This window comes from Streptomyces sp. NPDC007872 (assembly GCF_042868165.1).
Classification (GTDB): domain Bacteria; phylum Actinomycetota; class Actinomycetes; order Streptomycetales; family Streptomycetaceae; genus Streptomyces.
On record NZ_JBIAEA010000001.1, the window covers coordinates 844,347 to 866,661 of the forward strand.

Annotated in this window: 11 protein-coding genes and 1 tRNA gene; 5 read left to right on the forward strand and 7 right to left on the reverse strand. The window is 68.9% G+C overall.

All coding sequences use genetic code 11. The annotated features are described in order from the left end of the window. Nucleotides 1-57 precede the first annotated feature (57 nt). The 4 genes from pglZ to ACFYNX_RS03450 all read right to left on the reverse strand — a co-directional run bounded on the left by pglZ (nucleotide 58) and on the right by ACFYNX_RS03450 (nucleotide 8,172). Nucleotides 58-2,961, reverse strand: coding sequence for a BREX-2 system phosphatase PglZ (pglZ, locus tag ACFYNX_RS03435; RefSeq protein WP_388657169.1), 2,904 nt, complete (start codon nucleotides 2,959-2,961; stop codon nucleotides 58-60). Continuing rightward, nucleotides 2,943-6,878, reverse strand: a complete 3,936-nt coding sequence (locus tag ACFYNX_RS03440) for a phage resistance protein (protein ID WP_388657172.1) — start codon at nucleotides 6,876-6,878, stop codon at nucleotides 2,943-2,945. Before ACFYNX_RS03440 ends, pglZ begins: the two co-directional genes overlap by 19 nt. Before the next feature lie 221 nt (nucleotides 6,879-7,099). Next, nucleotides 7,100-7,303, reverse strand: a complete 204-nt coding sequence (locus ACFYNX_RS03445) for a DUF397 domain-containing protein (RefSeq protein WP_388657174.1) — start codon at nucleotides 7,301-7,303, stop codon at nucleotides 7,100-7,102. Further along, nucleotides 7,300-8,172 carry a helix-turn-helix domain-containing protein gene (locus ACFYNX_RS03450; RefSeq protein WP_388657177.1) on the reverse strand — a complete coding sequence of 291 codons (873 nt, stop codon included), beginning with the start codon at nucleotides 8,170-8,172 and terminating at the stop codon, nucleotides 7,300-7,302. Before ACFYNX_RS03450 ends, ACFYNX_RS03445 begins: the two co-directional genes overlap by 4 nt. A gap of 187 nt (nucleotides 8,173-8,359) precedes the next feature. On the opposite strand from ACFYNX_RS03450, the gene ACFYNX_RS03455 reads away from it, so the two are divergent. Both ACFYNX_RS03455 and ACFYNX_RS03460 read left to right on the forward strand, forming a co-directional pair. Beyond that, nucleotides 8,360-8,974, forward strand: a complete 615-nt coding sequence (locus tag ACFYNX_RS03455) for an ATP-binding protein (RefSeq protein ID WP_388657179.1) — start codon at nucleotides 8,360-8,362, stop codon at nucleotides 8,972-8,974. Nucleotides 8,975-9,041: 67 nt separating this feature from the next. Beyond that, nucleotides 9,042-9,635 (forward strand): Uma2 family endonuclease, encoded by a 594-nt coding sequence (locus tag ACFYNX_RS03460; protein WP_388657182.1) that lies wholly within the window; start codon nucleotides 9,042-9,044, stop codon nucleotides 9,633-9,635. 47 nt (nucleotides 9,636-9,682) lie between these two features. On the opposite strand, the gene pglX is transcribed toward ACFYNX_RS03460, so the two are convergent. Then, a complete protein-coding gene (gene pglX, locus ACFYNX_RS03465; protein WP_388657184.1) occupies nucleotides 9,683-13,456 on the reverse strand; it encodes a BREX-2 system adenine-specific DNA-methyltransferase PglX in 3,774 nt (1,257 codons plus the stop codon). Then, on the reverse strand, nucleotides 13,453-18,156 hold the full coding sequence (gene pglW / locus ACFYNX_RS03470; RefSeq protein WP_388657187.1) for a BREX system serine/threonine kinase PglW: 4,704 nt from the start codon (nucleotides 18,154-18,156) through the stop codon (nucleotides 13,453-13,455). Before pglW ends, pglX begins: the two co-directional genes overlap by 4 nt. 159 nt (nucleotides 18,157-18,315) lie before the next feature. Here pglW and ACFYNX_RS03475 point away from each other — a divergent pair, with 159 nt between their 5' ends. Then, nucleotides 18,316-19,845 carry an HNH endonuclease gene (locus ACFYNX_RS03475; RefSeq protein ID WP_388657190.1) on the forward strand — a complete coding sequence of 510 codons (1,530 nt, stop codon included), beginning with the start codon at nucleotides 18,316-18,318 and terminating at the stop codon, nucleotides 19,843-19,845. A 577-nt stretch (nucleotides 19,846-20,422) separates the two neighbouring features. Here ACFYNX_RS03475 and ACFYNX_RS03480 read toward each other — a convergent pair. Further along, nucleotides 20,423-20,494: transfer RNA gene (locus tag ACFYNX_RS03480), tRNA-Arg, on the reverse strand. Nucleotides 20,495-20,654: 160 nt separating this feature from the next. On the opposite strand from ACFYNX_RS03480, the gene ACFYNX_RS03485 reads away from it, so the two are divergent. Together ACFYNX_RS03485 and nrtL are read left to right on the forward strand one after the other, a co-directional pair. Further along, on the forward strand, nucleotides 20,655-21,245 hold the full coding sequence (locus ACFYNX_RS03485) for a response regulator (protein WP_388657193.1): 591 nt from the start codon (nucleotides 20,655-20,657) through the stop codon (nucleotides 21,243-21,245). A gap of 95 nt (nucleotides 21,246-21,340) precedes the next feature. Next, nucleotides 21,341-22,300 carry an ArgS-related anticodon-binding protein NrtL gene (gene nrtL, locus ACFYNX_RS03490; protein WP_388657196.1) on the forward strand — a complete coding sequence of 320 codons (960 nt, stop codon included), beginning with the start codon at nucleotides 21,341-21,343 and terminating at the stop codon, nucleotides 22,298-22,300. The last annotated feature ends 15 nt before the right edge of the window (nucleotides 22,301-22,315 follow it).

Here is a 22,315-nt window from a genome sequence, read left to right on the forward strand (position 1 = left end):
GGCGGGTTCGCCCGGACCGGCGAGCCCGCCACGTCACTCTCCGGCGAGCCCACCACATCAACCAAGCCCGAACTGGTCCTTCAACAAAGGCAGGTTCAGTCGCAGGGTGCGCCCGTCCGGCAAGGTCTCCAGGACCTGTATCCCGTCGTAGTTGAGCAGCTGCCCCAGCACGGCTGCGAAGCCCTCCACTCGTCGCGAGGCGGGCAGGCTGACACGCTGGGCCAACGCGGTCATCGGCAAGGTCCCGCCCGCGTCGATGAGCGCGTGCACGGCTCGCTCGACCCGGCCCAGGTCAGGCTTCCGAGCCAGCATGTCCACCTGGGACTTGAAAACGTCGGAGTCCAACAGCGCGGTGACCAGAGCGTCGTCCGGAGACACCGCCTGCAGGGACAACAGCGCCTCGTCGCTGACCTCGGGGACCAGAGCCATGTCGAACAACGAGTCATGACTTCGGGCCAGCGCGGCCGCCTCGGCCTTGGCGCGCCTTGCCGGTTTCGAAGCCGGCGGCTGCACGGTGGGCAGCTTCTGCCGCAGCTGTACGGGAGTCTCGGCGCCCAGGCGCCACCACGACGGCTGAGGGTTCCCCAGCTCTCGCCATCCCTTCGGGGGCGTGGCACCGAACGGAAGGAACGCCAGTACGGGGATCGTGAACTCGGCCAGGGCCGCGCCGCCGTGGTAGCCGGCCCGTCGTGCGTTGTAGCGCGTGTCCGTGTCCCAGAGCGCCACGATCTCGCCCCCCGGCTTGTCGTCGACGACACGCGGCCCGGACAACGCGATCTCCGGCTCGGACACGGGCTGACCGGGCGAGCGGTGCCGCGCCGACTCCACACCCGTGGCGTGCACGCGTACGCCGTGGCGGTCGATGACATGACCGTGGTCGCTGGTCAGCAGCACGGCCCGGCCTTCGGCCGCGGCATGTCGCAGGAGGGACCGCAGTGCTCCTATCTGGTCGAGACGCCAGGTGCCGTCGCCGAGCTTCTGCTCGCTCGCCAGCCGGTCGTCGACCGTGTTGAGCACGACGGCGACATGGGTCCGCTCCCCGGCGAGCGCCTCGAGAAGCTCGGGGCCGAGCCAGTCGCCCCCGCTGCCGGCCCGCAGATCGTCCTTGTGGAAGACCGCGGCCTGCGCGTCGCCCCAGAACCTGTGAGCCGGGAACAACCGCTTCTCGTCGGCCTGACCGCCGCGCATGAGCCGGGCCGCGAACAGCGACGTACGTGACACCGCGGTGACGGTCGGCAGCGCGGCCGCCATCGCCCGGCGCCGCGGCGCGTCCTTCGCTCCTGGCAGCGGGTCGTACTCGGCCCAGTGTTCGCGCAGCTCCTCGCCGAGCTCAGCGGCGATGGCGGCGCTCATTCCGTCGAGGACGAGCAGCAGGATCCGCCGATCCCCTGACTTCACCACCGGTGCGACAACGGTCGGCAGGAAGTTCTCGACGGTCAGCATCGAGTCCGGGGCCCGGGCACCCTCGGTCCAGGTGGCCAGCGCGCGGGCGAATTCCCGGTCGAACTCGCGTCGCTTCTCCCGGACGGAGGCGCACAGTGAGTCGTACGCGGACTTCAGTGCGGAATCGGGGTCGCCGCCGGCCTGCACATGCTCCAGCGCCATGTCGACCCAGCCGGTCTCATCGACATGCCGGTTGAGCCTGGCCGAGAAACTCGGCGTCTGTGTCTCCGGGCCGAGGGCCAGCCACTGGGCCAGGCGCTGCGCCATACGGGCGCGTCTGATGCGAACCTGTTCGTCCGGGTCCGGCGCCAGCTGATGCCGATCCACGTGCTCGAGTGCCTGGAGCGTCCGCTCCATGGCTCCCGATCGCAGGGCTTCGCCGACCTCGGCGAACCGCGCCTCCAGACCTGCCCGCAGCACGGGACTCCTGCGCTCGGCCGACTCGGCGCCGAACTGCCGCACCAGCGTCGCCGCCCGGTCCAGGACCGTACCGGTGATCTTCCGCGCTTCTGCAGCCGACTCGTCGAATTCCGTACGTCCGGAGCGGCCGGTGAGCAGCAACCCGGAGACGAACTCCTCGCAGGCCCGCCCGAACGCGGCCGCCAGTCGGTCGAAGGCCTCGCCCTGGGCTGGCGGCTTCTCCCCGAACCAGCGCTCGGCACGGCCGCGGGCCCGGTAGATCTCGGCATCCGCCTCTGTACCGACGTGCTCCCACAGGGCCGCGCACAGCAGTCCGAAGGCGACGGCGTCCGGCCCGTGCTCGGCCTCGATCAGGGCGAGCAGTGCCTTCCCGGCCTCTCCCGCCTGCTCTTCCCCGCCGAGGAAGTCCGCGAGACCCCGGCGCTCCGCCACTCGCAGGGCCAGGAAACGGTCCGGGCCACCAGGCTGCTGCGACCAGCGCAGGAGGGCGGGCAAGTCCAGCACGTCGGCGTCGGCCGACGGCGACGTGCCGTCGCGGTCGGGGTCGTACCGCCCGATGCCGAGCCGCCGCAGGGCGAGTGCGGCCAGCGCCTCGTTCCGGGACAGGATGCCCCCGCCCCGCGTGGGCCAGCCACCGGGCGGGGTGGCGTCGAGCAGCGACTCGGCAGCCCAGTTCTCGCCCTTCAGCCGTTCGTCCGTGTCGATCGCCCCGAAGGACTCGCGCACGACGTCCCAGGTGTCGACGGCGTTGACCCGGTGCTTGTGGATCTTGGCCAGCAGATCCGGTCCGAGCTCCGACTCCTCGCGATCGGTCAGAACGACCAGTACCTCGGGTCCTGGGCCGGTCGGCGCCAGATGGTCCAGTACGAGTTCGTACACGGCCAGGGGCGACGGCGCCGCGACGACTCGCGCCCGCCGGGTCTCGCCCCAGACGACCTCGCCCGGGCCGTCCCACTGGGGGGCGGCCCGCAGCAGCACGGCCCGCTGCTTTCCGGGCCTTAGGCTCGACGAAGCTGCCAGATACTGCGTGATCGTGGCCGAATTCAGCCGTACCGCAGTCGTCAGGACAGTCGCAGCGGTCACTCCACCACCCGCCATGAGATCTCGACGGTCGCGTCCGGTTCGGCCGCCATGAGCTCGGCCAGCTCGGCGCGGAGTTCGGCGACCGCCTGGGACGCAGTGGTCCGGCCGCCTCCGGCGCGGCGCGCGGCGCGACCGGTGGCCGGGTGGCTGGTGGGCACGGGAGGCCGACTGGTGTCGGTGCTGAGGTCGATGTCGTCGGGCGTACGAGTCTTCTCCGGCTCCCGCTCGACCGGGACGGGCGGCAATGGCGGGGGAGTGGCGGCGGCCTGGCTGCGGCGGATCACCTCGATGATCGACTTGCCGGCCCGCTCCAGCTCGTCCTTGAGGTTCTCGGTGCGCTGGTCGGCCTGGGCCGCACGGCGGAGTCGCTCGAGCACCGCCTCGCCCTCGGGGCCGTAGCTCGGTGCCAGCTTGAGCATGTCCCAGACCGTCGTGGTCAGCGCCGACGCCACGAGCTGGGCCTGCTTGATGGAAGCGCCGTAGCGGCTGGCCGACACCTCGCCCAAGTCGAAGGAGGCGAAGGCCGTGATGACCTGCTTGGCCGCCGACGTGCTGCCGGCCGCGCCCCGGTCCAGGCCCTTCAGCTCGTCGAGCAGGTCGCGGGAACGCCGGGCCAGCGCGAGGCGCCCGGATTCGTCGGAGCTGTCCAGACCGAGCAGTATGGCGTGCGCCTCCAACTCGGTGACCAGCGCGTCCGCGGGCCCCTGGTAGTCCCGCGCCTTGGCGAGGATCTGACGCGCGAACTGTCCGACGATGCGGCCACGGCGCAGGGTGGGCGGCTTCTCGCCGAAGATGTCCCAGTAGCGGCGTCCGGCCTCCTCCCAGACCGACTCGTCCGGCAGCGGCTGCGAGCGGAGGGCGTCGATCGGCTTGATGGCCGACGGCTCGGGCGCGGGATCGAGAAGCGCACCGGACCGTACCCAGACCCGGTCGTCCATCTCCGCGTACGAGGCGATCACGAGGTTGGCGAGGAACGGTTCGAGCCCCATCGGCTCGGGCCGGTCGATCCAGTCGGTGAGCTGGACGACGCTCAGGTCGCCGGGACCGCCGTCGGTACGGGCCTGCAGCGCGAAGTGCTCGACCCAGCGGTTCGACAGCCGGAAGTACGCCTCCTTTTGCTGACCGAGGCCCAGGGGGGCGGCGATCCGCCGCATCACGGTGCGGTCCTTGGCGGGGATCTCGGCCTGCCGGTCGCCGACCTCCGCCGCAGCCTGGATGTAACCGAAGACGGTCCGCGCGTCGGCGGGCCGCACGGCGGTTTTGGTGTTGTCGGGGTCGAGGTCGGGGTGGGCCGGGTACTGCTGGGCCAGCAGCTTCGCCGCGATGTGACGGGCGCCGTCGCTGAGGGACTGGCCGATGGAGACCCGCAGCTCCGGCACCTCGCGCAGCGACTCGAAGTGCTCGTTGAACGACACGTTGACGTCGGCCGGAGACTTCGCCGCCAGACCGTAGGCCTGCTTGAAGGCCGCCTTCACTGTCTTGACGAGCGATTCCCGCTGTCCTTCGAGGAGTCCCTTGGCGCGCGCCCGGTTGTCGGCGTTGAGGTGCTGGGCGTACATCGTGTCGAAGCGGCGCGGATCGGCGAGCGCGTAATCGATGGTGACGAGGCGCTCGAAGTCCTTGTAGCGGGCGGCCGAGAGCTGGGCGGGGATCCAGGCCACGGTCCGGGGCGGCACACCGGGGCGGTCGCGGAGCTTCCGCATTCGGTTGGCGTCGTCGACCGGGCCGGTCTCACCCTCGTCGTACGGCAGGTCGACCACTAGCCGCCACAACCCCTCCTGACCGGGGGCCAGGTCGTGGTCGGGCAGCTGGTCCACGTCGGCGATGTTGCCGAAGACGACCTCGACGGTACGGTTCGAGCCGCGCCAGACGAACCGGAGTTCGTCGGCGCCGAGCTGGTCCTGCCGCTCGACACCCAGCTCCTCCTCGAGGAGCCGACGGGCGAGCGCGCGCCGGTTGGCCGGGTTGTTGTTGGCCTTGGCGTTGAGGATGACGGAGTCCACGTCCACACCCGCCAGCTCGAGCCGTACGCCCGGGTTGGCGGGTGTGCCCGTCGGCTTGATCTCGGCGAAGTTGGCGGCCCACTCGCCGACCTTGCCCTTGATGACACCGACCTCGGCCCCTGGGATGGGGGAGACGACGGAGCCGTGATTGAGCGCGCCGAGCCGCCGGATGGTGAGATCCCGGAGCGCCGGCACGCTCGGCGCGAGCGCGGAGAGCAGCAGCGTGCACATCAGACGGTTGTCGCCGATGAAGCCCTCGCACCGGCTGACCAGCTGCGGATCGGTGACCGTCCCGGGCCGGTGCCGGAAGCGCTCGATGTCCTCCTCGGTGACCTCGTACGTGGCCAAGAGGTACGGGCGCAGCTTGCGGCGGTAGAGCTTGTCGGCGGCCTGGAACTCCGCCTTCAGCGCGTCCACGAAGGGCTTGTCGCCGCCGTCCGCGATCACTGGGTAGAGGTCGCCGAGCGGGATGAGCTGCTCGAGCGTCGCATCGTCGCGGTGCTCGGAGAGCAGCTGGCCCATGAGCTTCAGACCAGTACGGGAGCGCTGCAGGGCGGAGGAGATGTGGACGAGCGTGTCCATGAAGGCGGGGGAGAAGGGGTACGTCAGGCGGAACGAATCCTCGTCCGCGCCGGTTGTGCCCTCGTCCGAGCCGAGCAGCACGTCCCAGACCTGCGGCCCGACCCGCTTGATCTTGGCGAAGGCCGCTTCCAGCTTGGCGGCGGCCTCGGCGTCCTTCGGCTTGAGGAGGCGGGCGTGGGCGATCTGGGGGAGGTTGCGGTCCTCCAGCGTGATCTTGTCGAAGCGGCCGGAGGCCAGGTTGAGGCTGTCCTGGATCGCAGTCTCGGCCGCGCCGGAGGTCTCCTCGCCGACGAGCTCACGCAGGTCGCGCTGGCGGGCGATGAAGGACACGATCGGGATCGCCCGGCGGGAGTCGGCGCCCTCGACGAAGTTGGTGATCTTGTCCGCTTCGCGGGAGACGAACTTCTGGTCGTGGATGCGGTTGGCGAGCCAGAGGATCAGCTCGTCCATGAAGAGGATCAGTCCGTCGTACCCGAGGGACTTCGCGTGCTCGGCGATCACGGCGAGACCGGCGTCGAGCGAGATGAACCCGTGCTCGTCCTCGACCGCGTTCTTGGCGAACCCGGGGAACCAGGTCACGCTCGCGTCATGGACGAGCTTGGCGCGCAGCTCGGCGGGGGCGGTGGGATTGACGAGATTGAGGTTGACCTCGCCGCCGTCCAGCTCCTCGGCGGAGAGGGCGGTGTCGAGGTGGGCGGGGGTCCAGGCGAAGGAGTCGCCCCACTCGTCCTCGTCGGCGGCGACAGCGACCTCGGGCTCGTCTGCCTCCGCCTCGCTGAGGCCGTTGATGAACGCCTCGTCGCCGATGCGGAGGCGGTGCGAACGGATGTCTTCGAAGAGCGCGTCGGTCCGGTAGACCTGGGGGATGGGCGCGGTGGGGTGAAGCTCTCTGACGTGGCTGACGTAGCCGCCGAGGACACGCTGCTCCAGGGACTTCGCCCCAAGCATGTGGTAGGGGACGAGAAGGAACCGCTTTCCCTCGGTGCCGAGCCACTCGTGTTTGGCCAGTATGGGGTCGAAGTCCGCACGGGCGCGGGCCGCCGGAGCGCCCCGGAGAAGGGCGTGCAGGACGGCCATGAAGTGCGACTTACCGGAACCGAAGGATCCGTGGAGGTAGGCGGCCTTCGAGGTGTGCCCGTCGAGAGCGGCCTTGATCAGCCCGAGGGCTTCGTCGAAGTTCTCGAGAAGCCGCTCGGTGACGACGTAGTCGCGCAGCGCACGCTCGCTGCCCTCTTCGGTGACGGCCTCGGCGAGCTTAAGGACGAAGTCGGAGGTGGAGATCGACTTCTTGTCCTTGATGTCGATGACGTCGCGGAGAAGGGGGGCCGTGGCGGCGGTCGGGGCCATGTCTGTCAGCGTCTCCTGCTGTCTCCGGTGCGGCGGGCGTTCGTCCGGGCCGCGGGCGGTGACGGATGGCGCTCGGGTGCTCCCCATGGTCACGCGTGGTATGGGTACGGCCTCGGGGAGTGCCTGAAGACCGGCGTTACTGCTGTCACGGCCTGCGGCCCGCCTCGATCGTAACCGGTGGGGGGTCGCGGGGCGGGCTGGCTACGGCTGGCGGCTCGGGGTCAGCCCAGCTGGGAGAGGAAGGTCTCCCAGGCGCGGGGGGTGAAGGCGAGGGCGGGGCCGGCGGGGCGCTTGCTGTCGCGGACGGGGACGAGGCGGGGGAGGTTGGGAGCGACCTCGACGCAGTCGCCTTGGCCGCCGCTGTAGCTACTGGTGCGCCAAGCCGCTCCGGCAAGGTCGGACAGAGCGACGCGGGCCTCGTTCATGGTCTGTGCTCCTTGGCGATGCGGCGGATCAGCTCGAGTGATTCCGTCGGAGGCAGCGCAGTGGTGCGTGCGTCGTCGAAAAGCCCCCGATAGCTATTGACCTCGGACTCCCCTTCCGTCCAGATGTTGCCGGTCGGGGTCTCCGTCAGTACCAGGTCAAGCGACGCCATCTGCGGAAAACTCAGCAGCAGGTACGGGCCGAACATACCCGAGTGCGCGCCCCGCGAGAACGGCAGGACCTGGATGGTGATGTTGGGCAGCTCCGCCATGGCGGCCATGTGCTCCAACTGTGCCCGCATTACGGTCGGGCCTCCGACCTCCTGGCGAAGGACGCCCTCTGCGAGGACCGCCCAGTAGTCGATAGGAGCCTCGCCGGTGAGCCGCTGCTGCCGGGCAAGGCGGACCTCGACGAAGCGGTCGATCTCTTCGGCGGTCTCCCAGGTACGCGAAGCCACGGTTACGGCACGCCCGTACTCCGCGGTCTGCAGAAGGCCGGGCACGAGTTGCACCTGGTAGGTCCGGATCCTGTCGCAGATGGCCTCCATCTCGATCTGATCGCGGTACGAGTCACCGAGCACGGAGCCATAGTCGTGCCACCAGCCTTCACGTCGGCGTCGATTGGCCCTCCGAGCCAGCGCCGTGAGGCGTTCGCGAGCGGCAAGATCGTCCACTCCGTATGCGTGCATGAGCGCGACCAGGTCGGGCGTTCGGACCGGCACGTGTCCGTTCTCGATACGGCTGATCTTGCCCTTGGTGCAGTCCAGCACCTCTGCGGAGGCGGCGGTCGTGAGACCTGCGGCCTCACGGAAACGCCGGAGTTCGTCGCCGAGTTGGCGACCGAGCACGGTGGATGGCTTCACGTTCGTCATAGGTAACTCCCTATCAGGGCCATGGCCTTGGTGGCGGCAGATTACCTAAACGGATGAATGTTGGGCTGGATCATCCATTCAACGTTGCATTGATGGATGTATCGCGGCACTCTCTGGGCATCGAGGCTTGAACCTCGCCCTGAACCACGAGACTTGATTGGCAGTCATCGACCCTCAGGGGGTTGCTGTGTCCACACTCAACGAAGTCGCCTTCCGGCTATCCCGCCGCCTGCGCAGCGCGTCCAGAGCCAGGGCGGTGCTGAACGCCGTGCTCGGAGACTGGGGCGCGGGTCAGGACGTCGTGCAAACCGCAGAGCTCGTCCTCTCCGAGCTGGTCACGAACGCGCTGCGCGTGCGCGTGCCGAGTAACCGGCAGGTGGGCATCCGGATCGCGCACTCCACGGGGGACGGACTCCTCCGCCTGGAGGTGAGCGACGCGGGGGAGGGCCGCCCGGAGATCCAGGAGCCCCGGGAGGATGACACCGAGGGGCGCGGGCTCATCCTCGTGGACGCGCTGACGCACAGGTGTGGTGTCAGCCCGCGCGCCGCCGGGATCGGAAAGACGGTGTGGGCGGAGCTGAAGGCTCCGGAGCTGGCCCCTCCGCCGAGAACGACGGAGGTCGCGGCCATCACGGTTCGGGCGGGCCAGTCCGTACGGGTGTGGGGCGAGTGGCGCACGATCCGCAGCGTGGGGACGGAACGGTACGCGACGGGCGGGCTGGCGGTCGTACTGGGTCTGGACGAGGGCCCGTTGCTGCGGGTGCCGGCGGCGGAGCCGCTGGCGGTACGGGCACTGTCCTAGAGTGGCGGGCTCCTCGCGAATCAGGTCCTGGCCCGCACGTGCTCCACACAAGCAGGGAAGAGACACCTTGGTTAGCCCCGCTGCCCACCCAATTCCAGTCCGCCGAGGACACCTGCGCGAAGCCGCCGAAAAGCTCGAACAGGCGACCGGGACGCGTGTGGAGATCATCGGGGGAGCGCTGGTGATGTCCCCGAGCCCAAGTGGCAAGCAGGCCGGGATTGTCATCGACCTACGCGACACCATCCGCCCCGGCCTCGCCGCCAAGCACGAGGCGTACGAGAACGTATCCGTCCCCATGCCGGGGGACCCGGACGACTACTCGACCCCGGACCTGACCATTGGGCCGCGCTCGTTCAAGGACGAGGACGGCTGGCTGCTGGACGCGGACGCGGTCGAGCCGGCGGTGAAAGTGATCTCACCGAACGAGCGGCTGAAAGGGATCAACGAGAAGACCGCTTGGTACGCGGCCGCGCGCGTCGCTCGAGTCTTGCAGATCGATCCGCGCACGGGCACGTGGTCGCTGTTCACTCGCCCGGGAGAGGGCGAGTACAAGGCGGTCGTACACGGGAGGTACAGCGAGGATGTCCCGCTCCCCGAGGAGCTGGGAGGCGAGCTCACCACAACCGGACTCCCGCTCTACAGCGCGCGACCGGGTTCTTGACGACGGTGGCTCCTCCTCCGAGTGGGGAGGAGGAGCCACGGCGAGGTTCAGCCCTTGGCCGGCCGGCGGCCTCGGGTGGCGGCCGGAGGACGCCAGTCGCGCAGGTCGTCGTCGGTCAGACCGTGCTCGCCCTGCTTGGCAGCCCGGTAACCCTCGAAGAAGGCTGCGGGGGAGCCGCCATACAGGCCGTCGAACTCGTTGTGCCATTGGGTAAGCCAGGGCTGGAGTTCAAGCAGTCCCGCGAGGAGGGGGGTCAGCTCCTCGGTCGACAGCTCGTCGTGGGTGGTGAAGTACGTGGCGAGCGCCTGCGCCTGCTCACGGTGATCCCAGCCGGCCCAGCCGAACAGTTGGGGCGTACCGGAGATGGCCCCGGTCGCGTACGAGATGAACCGCTCCTTGGGCACGTCGAGCTTGCCGCGCGCCTTCCAGTAGGAGGCGTTGAGGAAGTCCGCCGAGGTGTACTTCGGCGGCACGGGGATTGAGTCCCGGATCTTCCGCTTCTCGGACTCGTCGGTGGCGGCGTCCTCCTGCCGCTGGAGGTCCCAGACGTGCTCCCAGTCGGCGCGCTTCTTGAGCGCGGCGGGCTTGTAGCGCAGGGCGGCGAGGAAGGGGACGTGCTCCTTGGAGAGGAGATCCGCAACGACGGTCGCGAGTTCCTGTCGGGGCGCGTAGATCTCGGCGACGGACACGAAGTCCTCGTCGCGGGAGAGTAGGTCGGTGAGCTGGTGCAGGGCGAGGATGGCTGGCTGGCCGTTCCCGTCGAACCAGTAGTCACGCGTCTCGATCCGATCGAGCAGCCAGGACTTGAGGGCGCGCTCCTGAAGCACGTCCCAGCCCTCGGTCGCCCAGCGCCGCTTGTATTCGGGCCGCTCGATCATGCCAATGGCACGGCTGGTCTCGATCACATCGATGCGCTTCTGAACGACGGCCTTATAGGCATCGGACCAGTGGTCGGGCATCTCGGTAATGGCCTTGGCCCCATGACGGTGAAACCACTCGCCGGATGCCTCTTGGGCCTCAACCCGCCGAGCAAGCACGATCTCAAAGGCTCTTTCACCAAGGGCGAGATTGGGGACTTGATCCTTCGGAGCACAAAGGTCATCGGGATGCAGGCTGTAGATCGAGTAGACCCGCCAGTCCAGTTCCTCCTGGAGAGCAATCATCTGGGCGCGACTATCCTCCCACACGGAATGGGCTGCTAGGAGCGATGAAGCTGTGGGGGTCGCGTCTGTATGCACCAGTGAGCTAGGTGCGGCAGAGCTCAGCTCGTGAGCCAAGTCGTCAAGAGTGGAAGCCAGGGAGGTGGGGTACCTGTCAGGGATCGGGAACTGCTGCAGTTTTGTCCCCGTGAACTCGTAGAATTGTTCCCAGAGTTCCGTCTTGATGCCAGACTGGTGGCCCTCTGTTCCCTTGCTGTGGCTGACCATTTTCAGCCAGAAGCAGCCTGCGGAGCTGTTCAATAGTCCCGTCAGGCCGATGTGAACCTCTTCGCTCGCGTCTTCCTTCAGCTTGATGACCGGTGCGGTTCGGATGAAGACGTTTCCGCCTCGGTCCAGCGTGAAATGATTATGCGTTGCCACGAAAGCGAATGTAATCGTCAGCGGAGTTTTGAGCTTGGAAGGGTAAAGCTCTTGCCACTCGTACCAAGTTGCTCCCTTTTGGAGCATCGGTGTTCCGAAGCGGCGGCGGCGGGAAATGTTAGACCAGTAGGGTCGTAGGTACTTTTCGGTGGTAGGGATTTGTGCTAGTGGAAGCACCTTAAAGTCTTCCCCGTACATCCATACTGCTTGATAAGCTGGAGTTAGCCGGTAATCACGGACGGCATCCCCAGTCACCATAGGGCGGGTGTGCTCGACGCGCGTCCGGTTCGCGCTACCGTTGAGGGGGAGGAGGTAGAGGTCGTCTTCTCCAGTTACAGCGGAAATCCCTGCCTCGGAGGAAATGGTTTTGAGGGTGCATTTTGACCGAAGTGCAAGCTGTTCGACCATCTCCAGGCCGCCATCTGTCAAGATCCAGGGCTGTTTTCCAAAGTAGCGATTGCGTTCCAGGTCGCCAACCGACACCCACGGACTGACTGAACCAGGCTTGTCGATCTGATCGATAATTGCACCCCAAACCAAGCCGTCCTCCGGGTCGTCCGGCACGGCGGGTTCTCCCTGGATGCTTCGCACTGTGCGGATTGTTTCTCCGCGACTACTTCCTGCCCTGCGGCGCCCAATCAAGATCACAGTAGGTGTTCCGTGCTCAGGGATGTAAGCCCCTGAAGTGTCAATCACCTCTGTTAGTTCGACCTTGTGCGTGAAGTACTCCTCGATAAGTTTCGTGCCGAACTCCCTCTTCATGAAGGAGTTTGCAGTGATCTGCCCCACCATTCCGAATCCGCGGCCATCAGGTTCCCCAACCTTCGCGAGCTGGAAGAATCGTTCGGCGAACGGTACCGATAGTGTGTACTTTCCCGAACAGGACTTGTACAGCTCTCGGTAGAGAGCATTAAGGCTCTTATCCTTCACGGCGATGTAAGGTGGGTTGCCAACCACCACGTCATAACGCCCCAGTTCCAAGATGCCTTTGAACTGGTCCTCGTGGATGTCCTCCGTCGAGTAAGAGAACTCCGCCAGCTCATCCCGCTGATCCGCGACGAACTCCAGATCTCCCTGCCCCGCCGCCCCCAGCAGGCCGAACTCCATCTGCCGCACCTTGATGAGCGAGTCGCCCACCGCCAGGTGCACCGGCCAGTCGTACCGTCCCGCCTCCGCCAGCGTCCGGATGTTCGCCGCCGCCATCGCCGCCATCAGCAGTCGGAACCGCGCGATGGCCACGGCGAACGGGTTGAGGTCCACGCCATGCACCGCTTCCAGCGCCATTCGCACGCGCGTGTGCAGCTCGACGCCCACCTGCCGCTCACCCAGCAGCTTCACCATCTTCTTAAACGCGCCGAGCACGAAGTGACCGGACCCGCACGTCGGGTCGATCATCTTCAGCTCGCCGACGCGCCCGCCCATCTCCCGCACGACCGGGTCCATTGTCCGTTCGAGGATGAACTTCTCCACGAACTCCGGCGTCTGCAGCAGTGCGTACGTCTTCCGGGCCGCGTCCGACAGGTCCTGGTACAGGTCACCCAGGAACCGGGTGTCCCACCCCTCCGTGCCGTCTTCGTTCAGCGGGTCCGTGAAGTCGTGCACCAGCAGGCCGGCGGTGTCCCGCTCCCGCCAGAACTCCACCAGTGCCCGCGCCCCGTCGTGCGACAGCGGGATCTGGTACAGCGGATTCCGCCGCTTGTTGAAGAGCAGCTTGCCGGCCTCGCCCGCGCCGATCTCCTCGAAGGCCCGCTCCAGCCACCCACGGAACGTCGGATCCTGCTCGTCGGCCACGTACTGCGCGTACCGCGCCTCCGCCAGGTCCCGGCGCTCGGCGTCAGGGCCCGCCAGGTACGGCTCCGGGATCAGCAGGTTGTCCTCGCAGAAGCGCACGAACACCGTGCCGAGCACCCACGCCACCGCCACCTGCGTGATCCGCTCGTCCAGCCATGCGTTCCAGGACGCTGCCGTACGACCAAGATTGAACGCGCGGTCATGCTCGTTCAGCAGCCGCCCCGCGACGCGGACACGCTCGGCGCGGTCGTCCTCGAACCCGGCGATCCGGGGCTCCAGCCACGCGTCCCACTCCGGGGTGCCCTCGCGATCGGCCTTCAGCAGCTTCTTGTACTCGGTGAGCAGCGGCTTGGCGACGGCCTCGCCGTCCTTCACCTGCCTGCCGAGGTCCCCCTCGACCGCCTTGACCTGCTTGATCAGGTCGGCCTTCAGCGCATCGCGGTCGATCACTTCGCCTCGTCTCCCATAGCCCCGGTCGTCCCGGTGATCCCCGTAGTCCCAAATCCATCAGCGCCCCGCGCGCCACCGCCCCGCCGCGCTCCCGACCGGTGGGCGTTCTCCACCCACGAGTCGGGCAGTACGACCCACTCGCCGAGCCCCGCCTGGTACGGCACCGCCACCGTCCCCAGCCTAGGCGGACGCGCCGGGTCGTCCTGCGGGCACAGCAGCCACAGGCCGCGCCCGCCGCCACGCGATCGCTCAGCGAGCCGGTTCAGGACGCCCATCGCGTCGTACCGTGCCAGCGAGCCCGCGTCCGTCAGGAGCAGCGGGACCCGCACACCGCTCGACAGCAGCTCGGTCAGCCGGGGCTCGACCGCGCCCCACGCCGTTCCCGCGTACTCGGCGAACTTCATCGCCGCCCTCGAACCGGGCTCCGCCACATCCGCCCGCAGGATCGTCTCCCAGGTCGGCTTCGGCCTCCGGTCCACCAGCTCGTGCAGTGCCTCGAGGAACAGCTCGGTCACCGAGACGGGTTCCGCGCCGAAGCGGGTGCCCGTCACCTCCTCGATCGCCTCCGGCGCGAGACCGGTCCGTACTGTCAGCACCCGGAAACCGTCCCGTGGCGCCGAGGCGAGCAGCCGTTCCTCGGCCGTCACCGCGTCCGCGAGCTGAAGATCGTCGGCGTAGCGGTGCTCGGACAAGAAGGCGGTGGGCTTCCGCAGGTTCCCGAGGGTCACGAAGCTGGAGTCGTCCTTCGTCTGCCGTGGCAGATACCGGGACGACCGCATACGCGCCCGCGTCGACAGCTCAAGGTCGAAACCGGCGTCCTTGAGGGCCTTGGTGAGCCGGCCGTCCCTCGGGAGCGAGTGGCCGCCGCGCTCGTCGAGCAGCTCGGGGAAGCGGGCCCGTACCCGCTCGTGGATGTCGTCGACCGTCAGGCCGGGCTGGTGCTCGCGGGCCAGACCCGGGATGAGCCGGACCAGACCGGCCTGGGTCAGCCGCAGCGCCCGTACGAGCGGCAGGTCACGCGGGTAGATCTCCAGACGAGGAGTCGCGGCGGCATTGAGCGAGGCGGCCGCGGCGAGCTCGACCGTACGGCGCTCGTCCCACTCCACCGCCGTGCTCGGTGGGGGGATCGAGCCCAGCTCGGTGAGCACGGTCGTCGAGGTCGGCAGCGTGTCCAGCTTGGCGAGCCGGTTCGCGACGCGGCCCAGGCGCTGGGCGTAGTCGAGCAGCCCGGGGGCGGACGGGGTCTCCGGTGCGTCCTCGTCGCCGACCTCAAGGGCGAGCAACCCGGCGCCCATGGCCTCGTCGGAGGCGTCCCGGTTCGGGGCGTGCCGGAACGCGGCCTCGTCCGGAGTCAGCTGTTCGACCTCCACGACGGCACGCACCGCCGCGAGCGCCAGTGCCCGCCGTTGCTCCCGCTCCTGGAGCTCCGTGCCACGGCGCACCGCGAGGGCGTCCGCGATCTCGGCGGCGGAGGCGACGCGCCCCAGCTCGTGCAGCAGCTCCAGGGTCTCGGACCGCAGGGCCTGCACGGCGGCGTGCCGCTTCCAGCGCCCGCGCTGTGTCTTGAGCATCTGCGGGATCCGGCCGGCCGACAGGTGAAGTGCCTCGGCGACGTCCTTCTGCTTGGGCCAGACCCCGATCTCGGGCAGTACGCCCTGTTCGTCGGGGAGGCGCAGCAGCAGACGGACCATCTCGCACTCGTTGCGGTTCGAGCCGTCCTTCTTCAGCTCCGGTACGAAGATCGTCGCGAGGGCGTCCAGGCTGACCGTACGGAGGGCACGCTCACTGTCACCGCCCGCGCCGGTCCGTGCCACGGCGATGGCGACAGCGGCCTCGGCTGCCGACAACTCCTCCTTCGCCGCTTTGCGGCCCTCGGGGGTGAGCGGCGCGGCCGGCTGCTCGGCGAGCTGCTGCCGCCACTGCTTGATCCGGCCGAGGACCTCCTTGCGGGTCTTCGCACCGAGCCCCGGGGCGTTGACCAGGGTCCGCTGGCTGTAGTCGAGGAGCTGGCCGACGGTATTGACCTGCAGGCCGTAGACGAAGGACTCGGCAGCCGGGCTCAGACCCGAGGCGGAGATCGAGGTGGCGCGGTCGACACCGGCGGCGAGGCGGTCGCGTTGGTCCTCCGCGCTCTCCTCCTCCGCCACGGCGATCGAGGCGTCAGCGGATTCGAAGGCGGACTTCCCCTCGTCCTGCGGACGCGAGCGCTTCGACGACGGCTTCGCCTCGTCCATCGCGAGGAAGATCTTCTTCCACGCGTCCCGCATCGGCTTCAGGTCCTTGAAACGCTGTGCGGCGTTCCGGTGCAGGGCCTTGCGGAAGAACTCGACGAGTCCCTCCTTGACCGCCGGGTCGAACGCGTCGTGCGCGATGGCCGGGTACGGCTCCTTCTCCGCGTTCGTCTGCCGAGGCGAGACCTTGCCACCGCCCCAGACCGGAAGCTCGCGCGAGGCCATCTCGTGCAACGTGACGGCGACGGCGTAGCGCTCGGCGTGCGCGTCGTACACCGACCGGTTGGTGAGCGTGCCGATGAACGGGTCCAGATAGCCGTCCGTACCCGCCTCGGTCTCCTGTACGGGGTATCCGGCGAGCGAGAAGTCGATCAGGACGAGCTCGCGGGTGCGGTTCGGGCGGATGCGGATCGCGATGTTGTCCGGCTTGATGTCGCGGTGCCAGACACCCTCGCCCTCGAGGAAGTCCACCGCGCCGAACAGGTAGTCGCCGTACGCTTCCAGCTGGTCGACCGAGAGACGGCCGAACTCCCGCAGCTGGCGGGCGACGGTCTCCTCGCGGCGGCGGGTCCGGGTCGCGCCCGGCTCGGCCGGTGTGCCGTCGGCCTCGCGCTCGTCACCGACGTACTCCATGACGAGAACGGTCCTGCCGCCGATGCTCTGCGGCTCCGGCTCGATCAGCCGGATGATCCGCGAGTCGGCACGCAGCCGCCCCATCACCTCGGCCTCACGCTTGAGGATCTCGCCGCTCCGCTCCGAGACGGCTACCTTCAGGACGGCGAGCGACTTCGCGAAGCGGACCTCGGGACCCGCGGTGAGATCCCGTACGAGGAATGCGCGGCTCGTCGAACCGGTGCCGAGCCGACGACGGACTTCCCAGCGACCGGCGAGGACATCGCCCGCCACCGCTTCCAAGGGATCCTTCTCGGGGACAGGCACGGGCGCGGGCTCGGCCGGACGCGGAGGCTGAACAGAGGGGGAAGGCTCGGTCAGGACCCCTTCCACCACCTCCAGCATCTCCAGGAAGTCGTCCACCGAGGTCAGCCGGGCCGACACGTCGTATGCCGTCGCCGCCTGTACCAGCTCGTCGATGTACTCCGAGAGACCGTCCAGAACCGCGCTGGGGCGCAGCCCTTCCCCCGCCTCGTAGCGGGCCATCAGCTCGGCCTGACTGGCGGCCGGGGCCTTGCCGGTGGTCAGGAGATATGTGAGGACTCCGAGGCCGTAGACGTCCAGTGCCACCGGGTCGGCCTTGGGAGCGGTCAGCTCGGGCGCGAGATACGGATCCGCGGCCTCCGCGAGATGTGCGCCCGCGCGCGAGAGCATGGTCGGAGCGAACCGCTCGCCGCTACTCGGCCCTACCTGCTCAGGACTGCGCTGGACGGCGACCTGCCAGTCCGAGATCTGGAGGTGCGGAGCGAGCCAGCCGGCGTCGTCGCCCTCCCTGCCCGAGCCCCGGCCGCGCGGCATGACGTGGACCGCGTGGGCGGACAGGGTGCGGTGGTAGAGCCGTCGGCTGTGTGCCGAGCGCATGGTCTCGGCGAGCTGGCGGACGAGTGCCATCCGGCTCAGCGCGTCCAGCTTCTCCCCGTACTGGATCAGGTACTCGTCCAGGCGGAGTGTGCGCGGGTCGTAGTCGAAGATCAGAGCGGGCCCCGCCGAGTGTCCGGTCGGGTCGTACTGCTTGAGCTGTACAACTCCGGGGTGCCGGAACCGGCGCAGCACGGCGGCCTCGCGCCGTGCCGCCCGCTCGACCGATGCCCGCATCTCCGTGTCCGAACCGCGCTCCCGCAGGTACACCCGGATACGGGCGGCCTCGGGCAGGTCGCTGTGCTGGGCCAGATAGTCCGCCCAGGTCGGGCCCGAGTCGAACGACTTGCGGTGCAGGAGGTACGGGCCGACCTTGTACTCGGCGTCGCTGCGTGCAATGCCGATCTTCTCGAGAGCCTTGGCGATCCTGTGGGACCGCGGTCCGTCGATACGGCGGCGTTCGTCCCGCGGCGGCTCCTCCAGCATCTGGATCAGTTGGTGCACGGTGTGGACGCCGTGCTGGTCGTGGGCGGGCAGGCGGTTCCTCAGCGAGGAGTCGGTGAAGCAGACCGCCTCCGAGACCCACACCGGCTCGCCGTGCTGTTTGAGCAGCCAGGCGAGTTCCTTGGCCTTCTTGTTCGCCAGGTGGAGGGGATTTCCGTGGGAGATCTGGCGTCCGTCGGGCTGGGTCTGCAGCCAGGTGCCGTTGCGGGACTCGACCGAGCCGTGCCAGTCCTTCAGTTCGATCAGGTGCACCCCGCCCGGGGCGATCACCAAGAGGTCGACCTCGCGGACGTGGCCGGTGCCGGCGGTGAAAGTGAAGTTCGACCAGGCATGCCAGGGGTCGTTGTCCCGGAGCTTCTGGCGGATGGCATCGAGGCCCCGCCGCTCATGCTGGAACTCGGATTCGGTGACCGTCACCCACCGGCCGTCCCGCATGTTTTGTCCCTCTTCGTGCCGGTTCTGCTGATTTCGTGCCTGCTCGGAGTCCGAGCTTCGTCTCAAATCGTAAGGGGTGGGGTCGGGCCGGGATCCCGAGTTGGCGGGAATCGATCAAGTCCGGCAGTGCTGTCAGTGCCCGCGATTATTCTGGTCACCATGACGATCGACGGGGTGGGGCAGTCCAATGGGGAAACGGTCGCGGGTGGCGGCATTCAGTGGCTGCTCCAGCCGCGGGGTATCCGGAAGGGCGGGCGCGCACATTTTCGGCACACCGTCCAGGAAGGCGTGAACCTCGCGGACTACGAGCACCTTCTGGGCGAGGAAGCGGCCAAGCTGGCAGAACTCTTCCCGAAGGGCAGTGCCGCGCGGTTCTGGGGTGCGACGCCTGCCGCGTCAGAAGGGAACACCAAGGGGCAAGCGCTGCGGAACTGCCGGGTCGGCGACGAAGTGCTCTTCTACAACCAGTGGAAGTTCATCGCGCGGGCCACCATCACGGAGAAGTTCCGGAACACGCGCCTGGCCGAAGCACTCTGGGGCAAGGATGAGGAAGACGGTGCCGCCTGGGAGCACATGATCGCCCTCGGCGACGTGGTCGAATTCCAGGTGGACGCGAGACCTGTCCTGGCCGCGTTCGGGATCAACGGCGCGTTGCGCAGTCTGCGCCTGGAATCCGCTGAGAAGCGGCGCGCTTTCATCGACGAACACGGTGTGCCGTGGTCGGCGCCGGCTACCACCGCGGGGCTGCCTACCCTCCGCCGGTCGACGGTCGTGTCGCCGTCCAAGCTGGAGAGGCAGGCGCTGCTCCACGCCTTCGGTGCCCTCCGGACGCACACGCGGCAGGACGGCCCCTCCCCGCACAAGCCGCTCGCGCTGCTCTGGTCCATCGGCCGCGTGGCTGCAGGCGCGGAGAGGCTCGCGCCCTGGGACGTGTTCGAGCACGAGGTCGGCACGCTGCTGACGGAGTTCGGCGGCGGTTCTCAGGCGACCCCTCACTACCCCTTCTCCCACCTGCGCAGCAGCGGAGTCTGGGAACTGGAGGGCATCGCGGACGACATCAAGGACCCTGGACCCAGAGCCCTTCGAGCGGCCGGAGCCAGGGCCGGGTTCGTGGCGGACGCCGCTGCTCTGCTGCGCAAGGCACGTGTCCGAGCCGAGGCGGTCAAGCTGCTGAGCTCGAGGTACTTCCCGGCCGCTGTTCGGCCGCTCGTTCTTGACCGCGTCGGGCTCGGTGGCTATCTCAGTGCCAGCGGAGGTACCGAGGAGGTGCTGGACGAGGCTACGGCCGTGATCGACGGGGTCGCCGGACCGGTGAAGCGCCGCCCGGTCACGGGGACGCGTCCTGAACGGAACCCGGACTTGATCAAGCAGGTCAAGGAATGGCACCAGGACACTTGCCAGGTGTGCTCGGAGCCGCTGGAGGTCCTCGTCGGTCATTACAGCGAGGCCGCCCACATCCAGGGCATTGGTAGTCCGCATGACGGCCCTGATCAGCTCAGCAACATGCTGTGCCTGTGCCCCAACCATCACAAGCAGTTCGATCGGCTCGCCATCTACATAGACCCGGAATGGAGGGTGCGGCGTACCAGGGACGACGAGGTCCTGTACGAGCTGCGTTTCGACCCCCGGCACCGGATCGAACCGGAGCGCGTCGAGTACCACCGGGTGCTCTGTGGAAAGAACGATTGATCGGTATCGCTGAAAACGGTCGCGCGGGCCTGTCGGCGCGAGACCTCCCGGGCCCGTGCCACTCCCAGACCTCGGGCCCTCCAGCAGGGCAAGCCAGGATCTTCGTCCGTCCACTCGGGCATCCGGCCTGGGAGGGGCGATGACCGTCACCACCGTCTCCGGCCTTCACGGGACGGATGCGCCCTTCTACGCGCACCCTCGTCTTTTCGGTCGGCGAGTAGCGTGATTTTGGCTTGCCTCATGGCCCATCTTCTGGCGGTCGTACGGTCAGTGGGCGTCCAGCACCGACTGCGGCGCACCATCTTCGGCCTCTGGCTGACATTGCCGGGAAGCAGGAAGGGGAGAGGAGAAGGGGGGCTGCGACGCGTGGACGTCATCACCAGCGGTTCCGGTCACCGTGCTGGACTTCCCCGACCGCGTACAGGGCAACCGCACGGTGCCCTATCGCGATGACAAGCCCACTCGGATCGACCGCTTGGGGGGACCGCGGACGAGGGATGCCCGCCCGCACACACAACAAAACCCCGCTCTCAGCGTTTCCGCTGATCACGGGGCCTGTCTGGCACTTCTCGCGAAGTGCCCCCGGCAGGATTCGAACCTGCGCACACGGCTCCGGAGGCCGTTGCTCTATCCCCTGAGCTACGGGGGCGTCCGCCGCGTTCGGCGGCGACGGGTAGAACCCTACCAGCTCCCGGGGCGTGCCTGTGAACAGGTATTTCCGGGGTGTCACCGGGGGGCGTGTCCCCCGCACGGGTCAGAAGTGGGAAAAAGCCGGACGCGGTCGTCGGGGGCGGCCTACTCTCGTTCGTGTGTCAGGCGCGTCCGGCCGGGTGCTCGTTGTCGACGACAACAAGGTGATCCGGCAGTTGATCAGGGTCAATCTCGAACTCGAGGGGTTCGAGGTCGTGACCGCGGCCGATGGTGCCGAGTGTCTGGATGTCGTGCATCGGGTTCGGCCCGATGTCGTCACCCTCGACGTCGTCATGCCCCGCCTCGACGGGATCAGGACGGCCGAGCGGCTGCGGGCCGACCCCCGGACCCGGGATTTGCCGGTCGCCCTCATCAGCGCCTGCGGCGAGGTCGCCGACGGGGCCGCCCCCGGCGTCGACGCCTTCCTCGCCAAGCCCTTCGAGCCCGCCGAGCTCGTCCGTGTCGTGCGGCAGTTGATGCACCGCGAGCGGCGGGAGCGTCCCGACGCGGTCGGGCCGGACACCGGAGAGGAACCGGCCGTGGTCCGCGGAGCCAGGCCGGCCGCCGCGGCCGACGCGTCCCAGGACGGCCTCCGGGACGGTGGCCATGACGGGCTTCGGGACGGTGGCCACGACGGCCTCCGCGACACCGACCGCGACGCGCTTCTCGACGGTGCCGTCGAAGGGCTCGGCGAGTCCCGCCCCGACTGATCCGCTCCCCGGGGCGCGGCCCGCGCCCGTGCCCCGTTGCCCGCATGGCGAAACCGGTTCGCGTCGGCACCCCCCTCCTCCCCTACGCTTGTCCCGTGACCCCCGCGGAGCTCTCCCTCACCGTGCTGCACGCCGTGCGCCGCGCGGTCGGCGACGGTGCTCTGCGGGTCGACGTGCCCTCCCGGGCGACGATCGAGCGGGCCCGGCCCGGGGGAGCGGGGGAGTACGCCAGCAACATCGCGCTCGCCCTCGCCCGGCCTGCCGGGCGCAGCGCCCTCGACGTCGCCGGGATCCTCGAAGAGCGGCTCCGCGGCGTTCCCGGGCTCCGGGCCGTCGAGATCACCGGGCCCGGGTTCCTGAACTTCACCCTGCGGGGTGACGCCGACGCCGATCTCGTACGGGAGGTCCTGGCCGCCGGGACCTCGTACGGGCACGGTGCCGCCCTCGCCGGGACCACCGTCCGTCTCGCCGGGGGCGACGGTCCCCGTGCCGTCCTCGTGGTCGGGACCCTCGCCCGGCTGCTGCGCTCCCAGGGGGCCGACGTCGAGGTCGGGGCACACGACGGCGAGCGGATGCACGTGCGGCCCGGCGAGCCGGGCGCGTACGGGGACGACATCACGCGCTGGGCCTTTCTGCGGGCCGCTCCCCACGACCGGCCCCTCGACCCCGCCCCCCTCCTCGTCCCGCACGAGCGCAACCCGCTCTTCCGCGTCAGGTACGCCCACTCCCGCACCCGCCGGCTGCTCGTCAACGCCCGGCAGCTCGGGTTCCCGCCCGAGCCGGGGGAATGCGACGACCCGGTGCTCCTCGGACTCCTCCGCGACCACCCCCTCGCGCTCCTCTCCGCCGCACGCCACCGCGCCCCCGACCGGGTCGCCCGGCACCTCGAAGCCGTCGCCGACGCCTTGCTCGCGTTCCAGCACACCGTCCTGCCCCTCGGCGACGAGAAACCCTCGGCCGCCCACCGCTCCCGGCTCGCGCTCGCCGAAGCCGCCGGGACGGTGCTCGCCGGTGGCCTCTCCGCGCTCGGCATCAGCGCACCCGATCGGATCTGAAAGAGCAGACGCAGA

What these genes read in the sequence shown, in the direction of transcription:
- pglZ (WP_388657169.1), bottom strand. Translation starts at nt 2,961, where the DNA reads ATGGCGGGTGGTGGAGTGACCGCTGCGACTGTCCTGACGACTGCGGTA.
- ACFYNX_RS03440 (WP_388657172.1), bottom strand. Translation starts at nt 6,878, where the DNA reads ATGGCCCCGACCGCCGCCACGGCCCCCCTTCTCCGCGACGTCATCGAC.
- ACFYNX_RS03445 (WP_388657174.1), bottom strand. Translation starts at nt 7,303, where the DNA reads ATGAACGAGGCCCGCGTCGCTCTGTCCGACCTTGCCGGAGCGGCTTGG.
- ACFYNX_RS03450 (WP_388657177.1), bottom strand. Translation starts at nt 8,172, where the DNA reads ATGACGAACGTGAAGCCATCCACCGTGCTCGGTCGCCAACTCGGCGAC.
- pglW (WP_388657187.1), bottom strand. Translation starts at nt 18,156, where the DNA reads ATGCGGGACGGCCGGTGGGTGACGGTCACCGAATCCGAGTTCCAGCAT.
- ACFYNX_RS03475 (WP_388657190.1), top strand. Translation starts at nt 18,316, where the DNA reads ATGACGATCGACGGGGTGGGGCAGTCCAATGGGGAAACGGTCGCGGGT.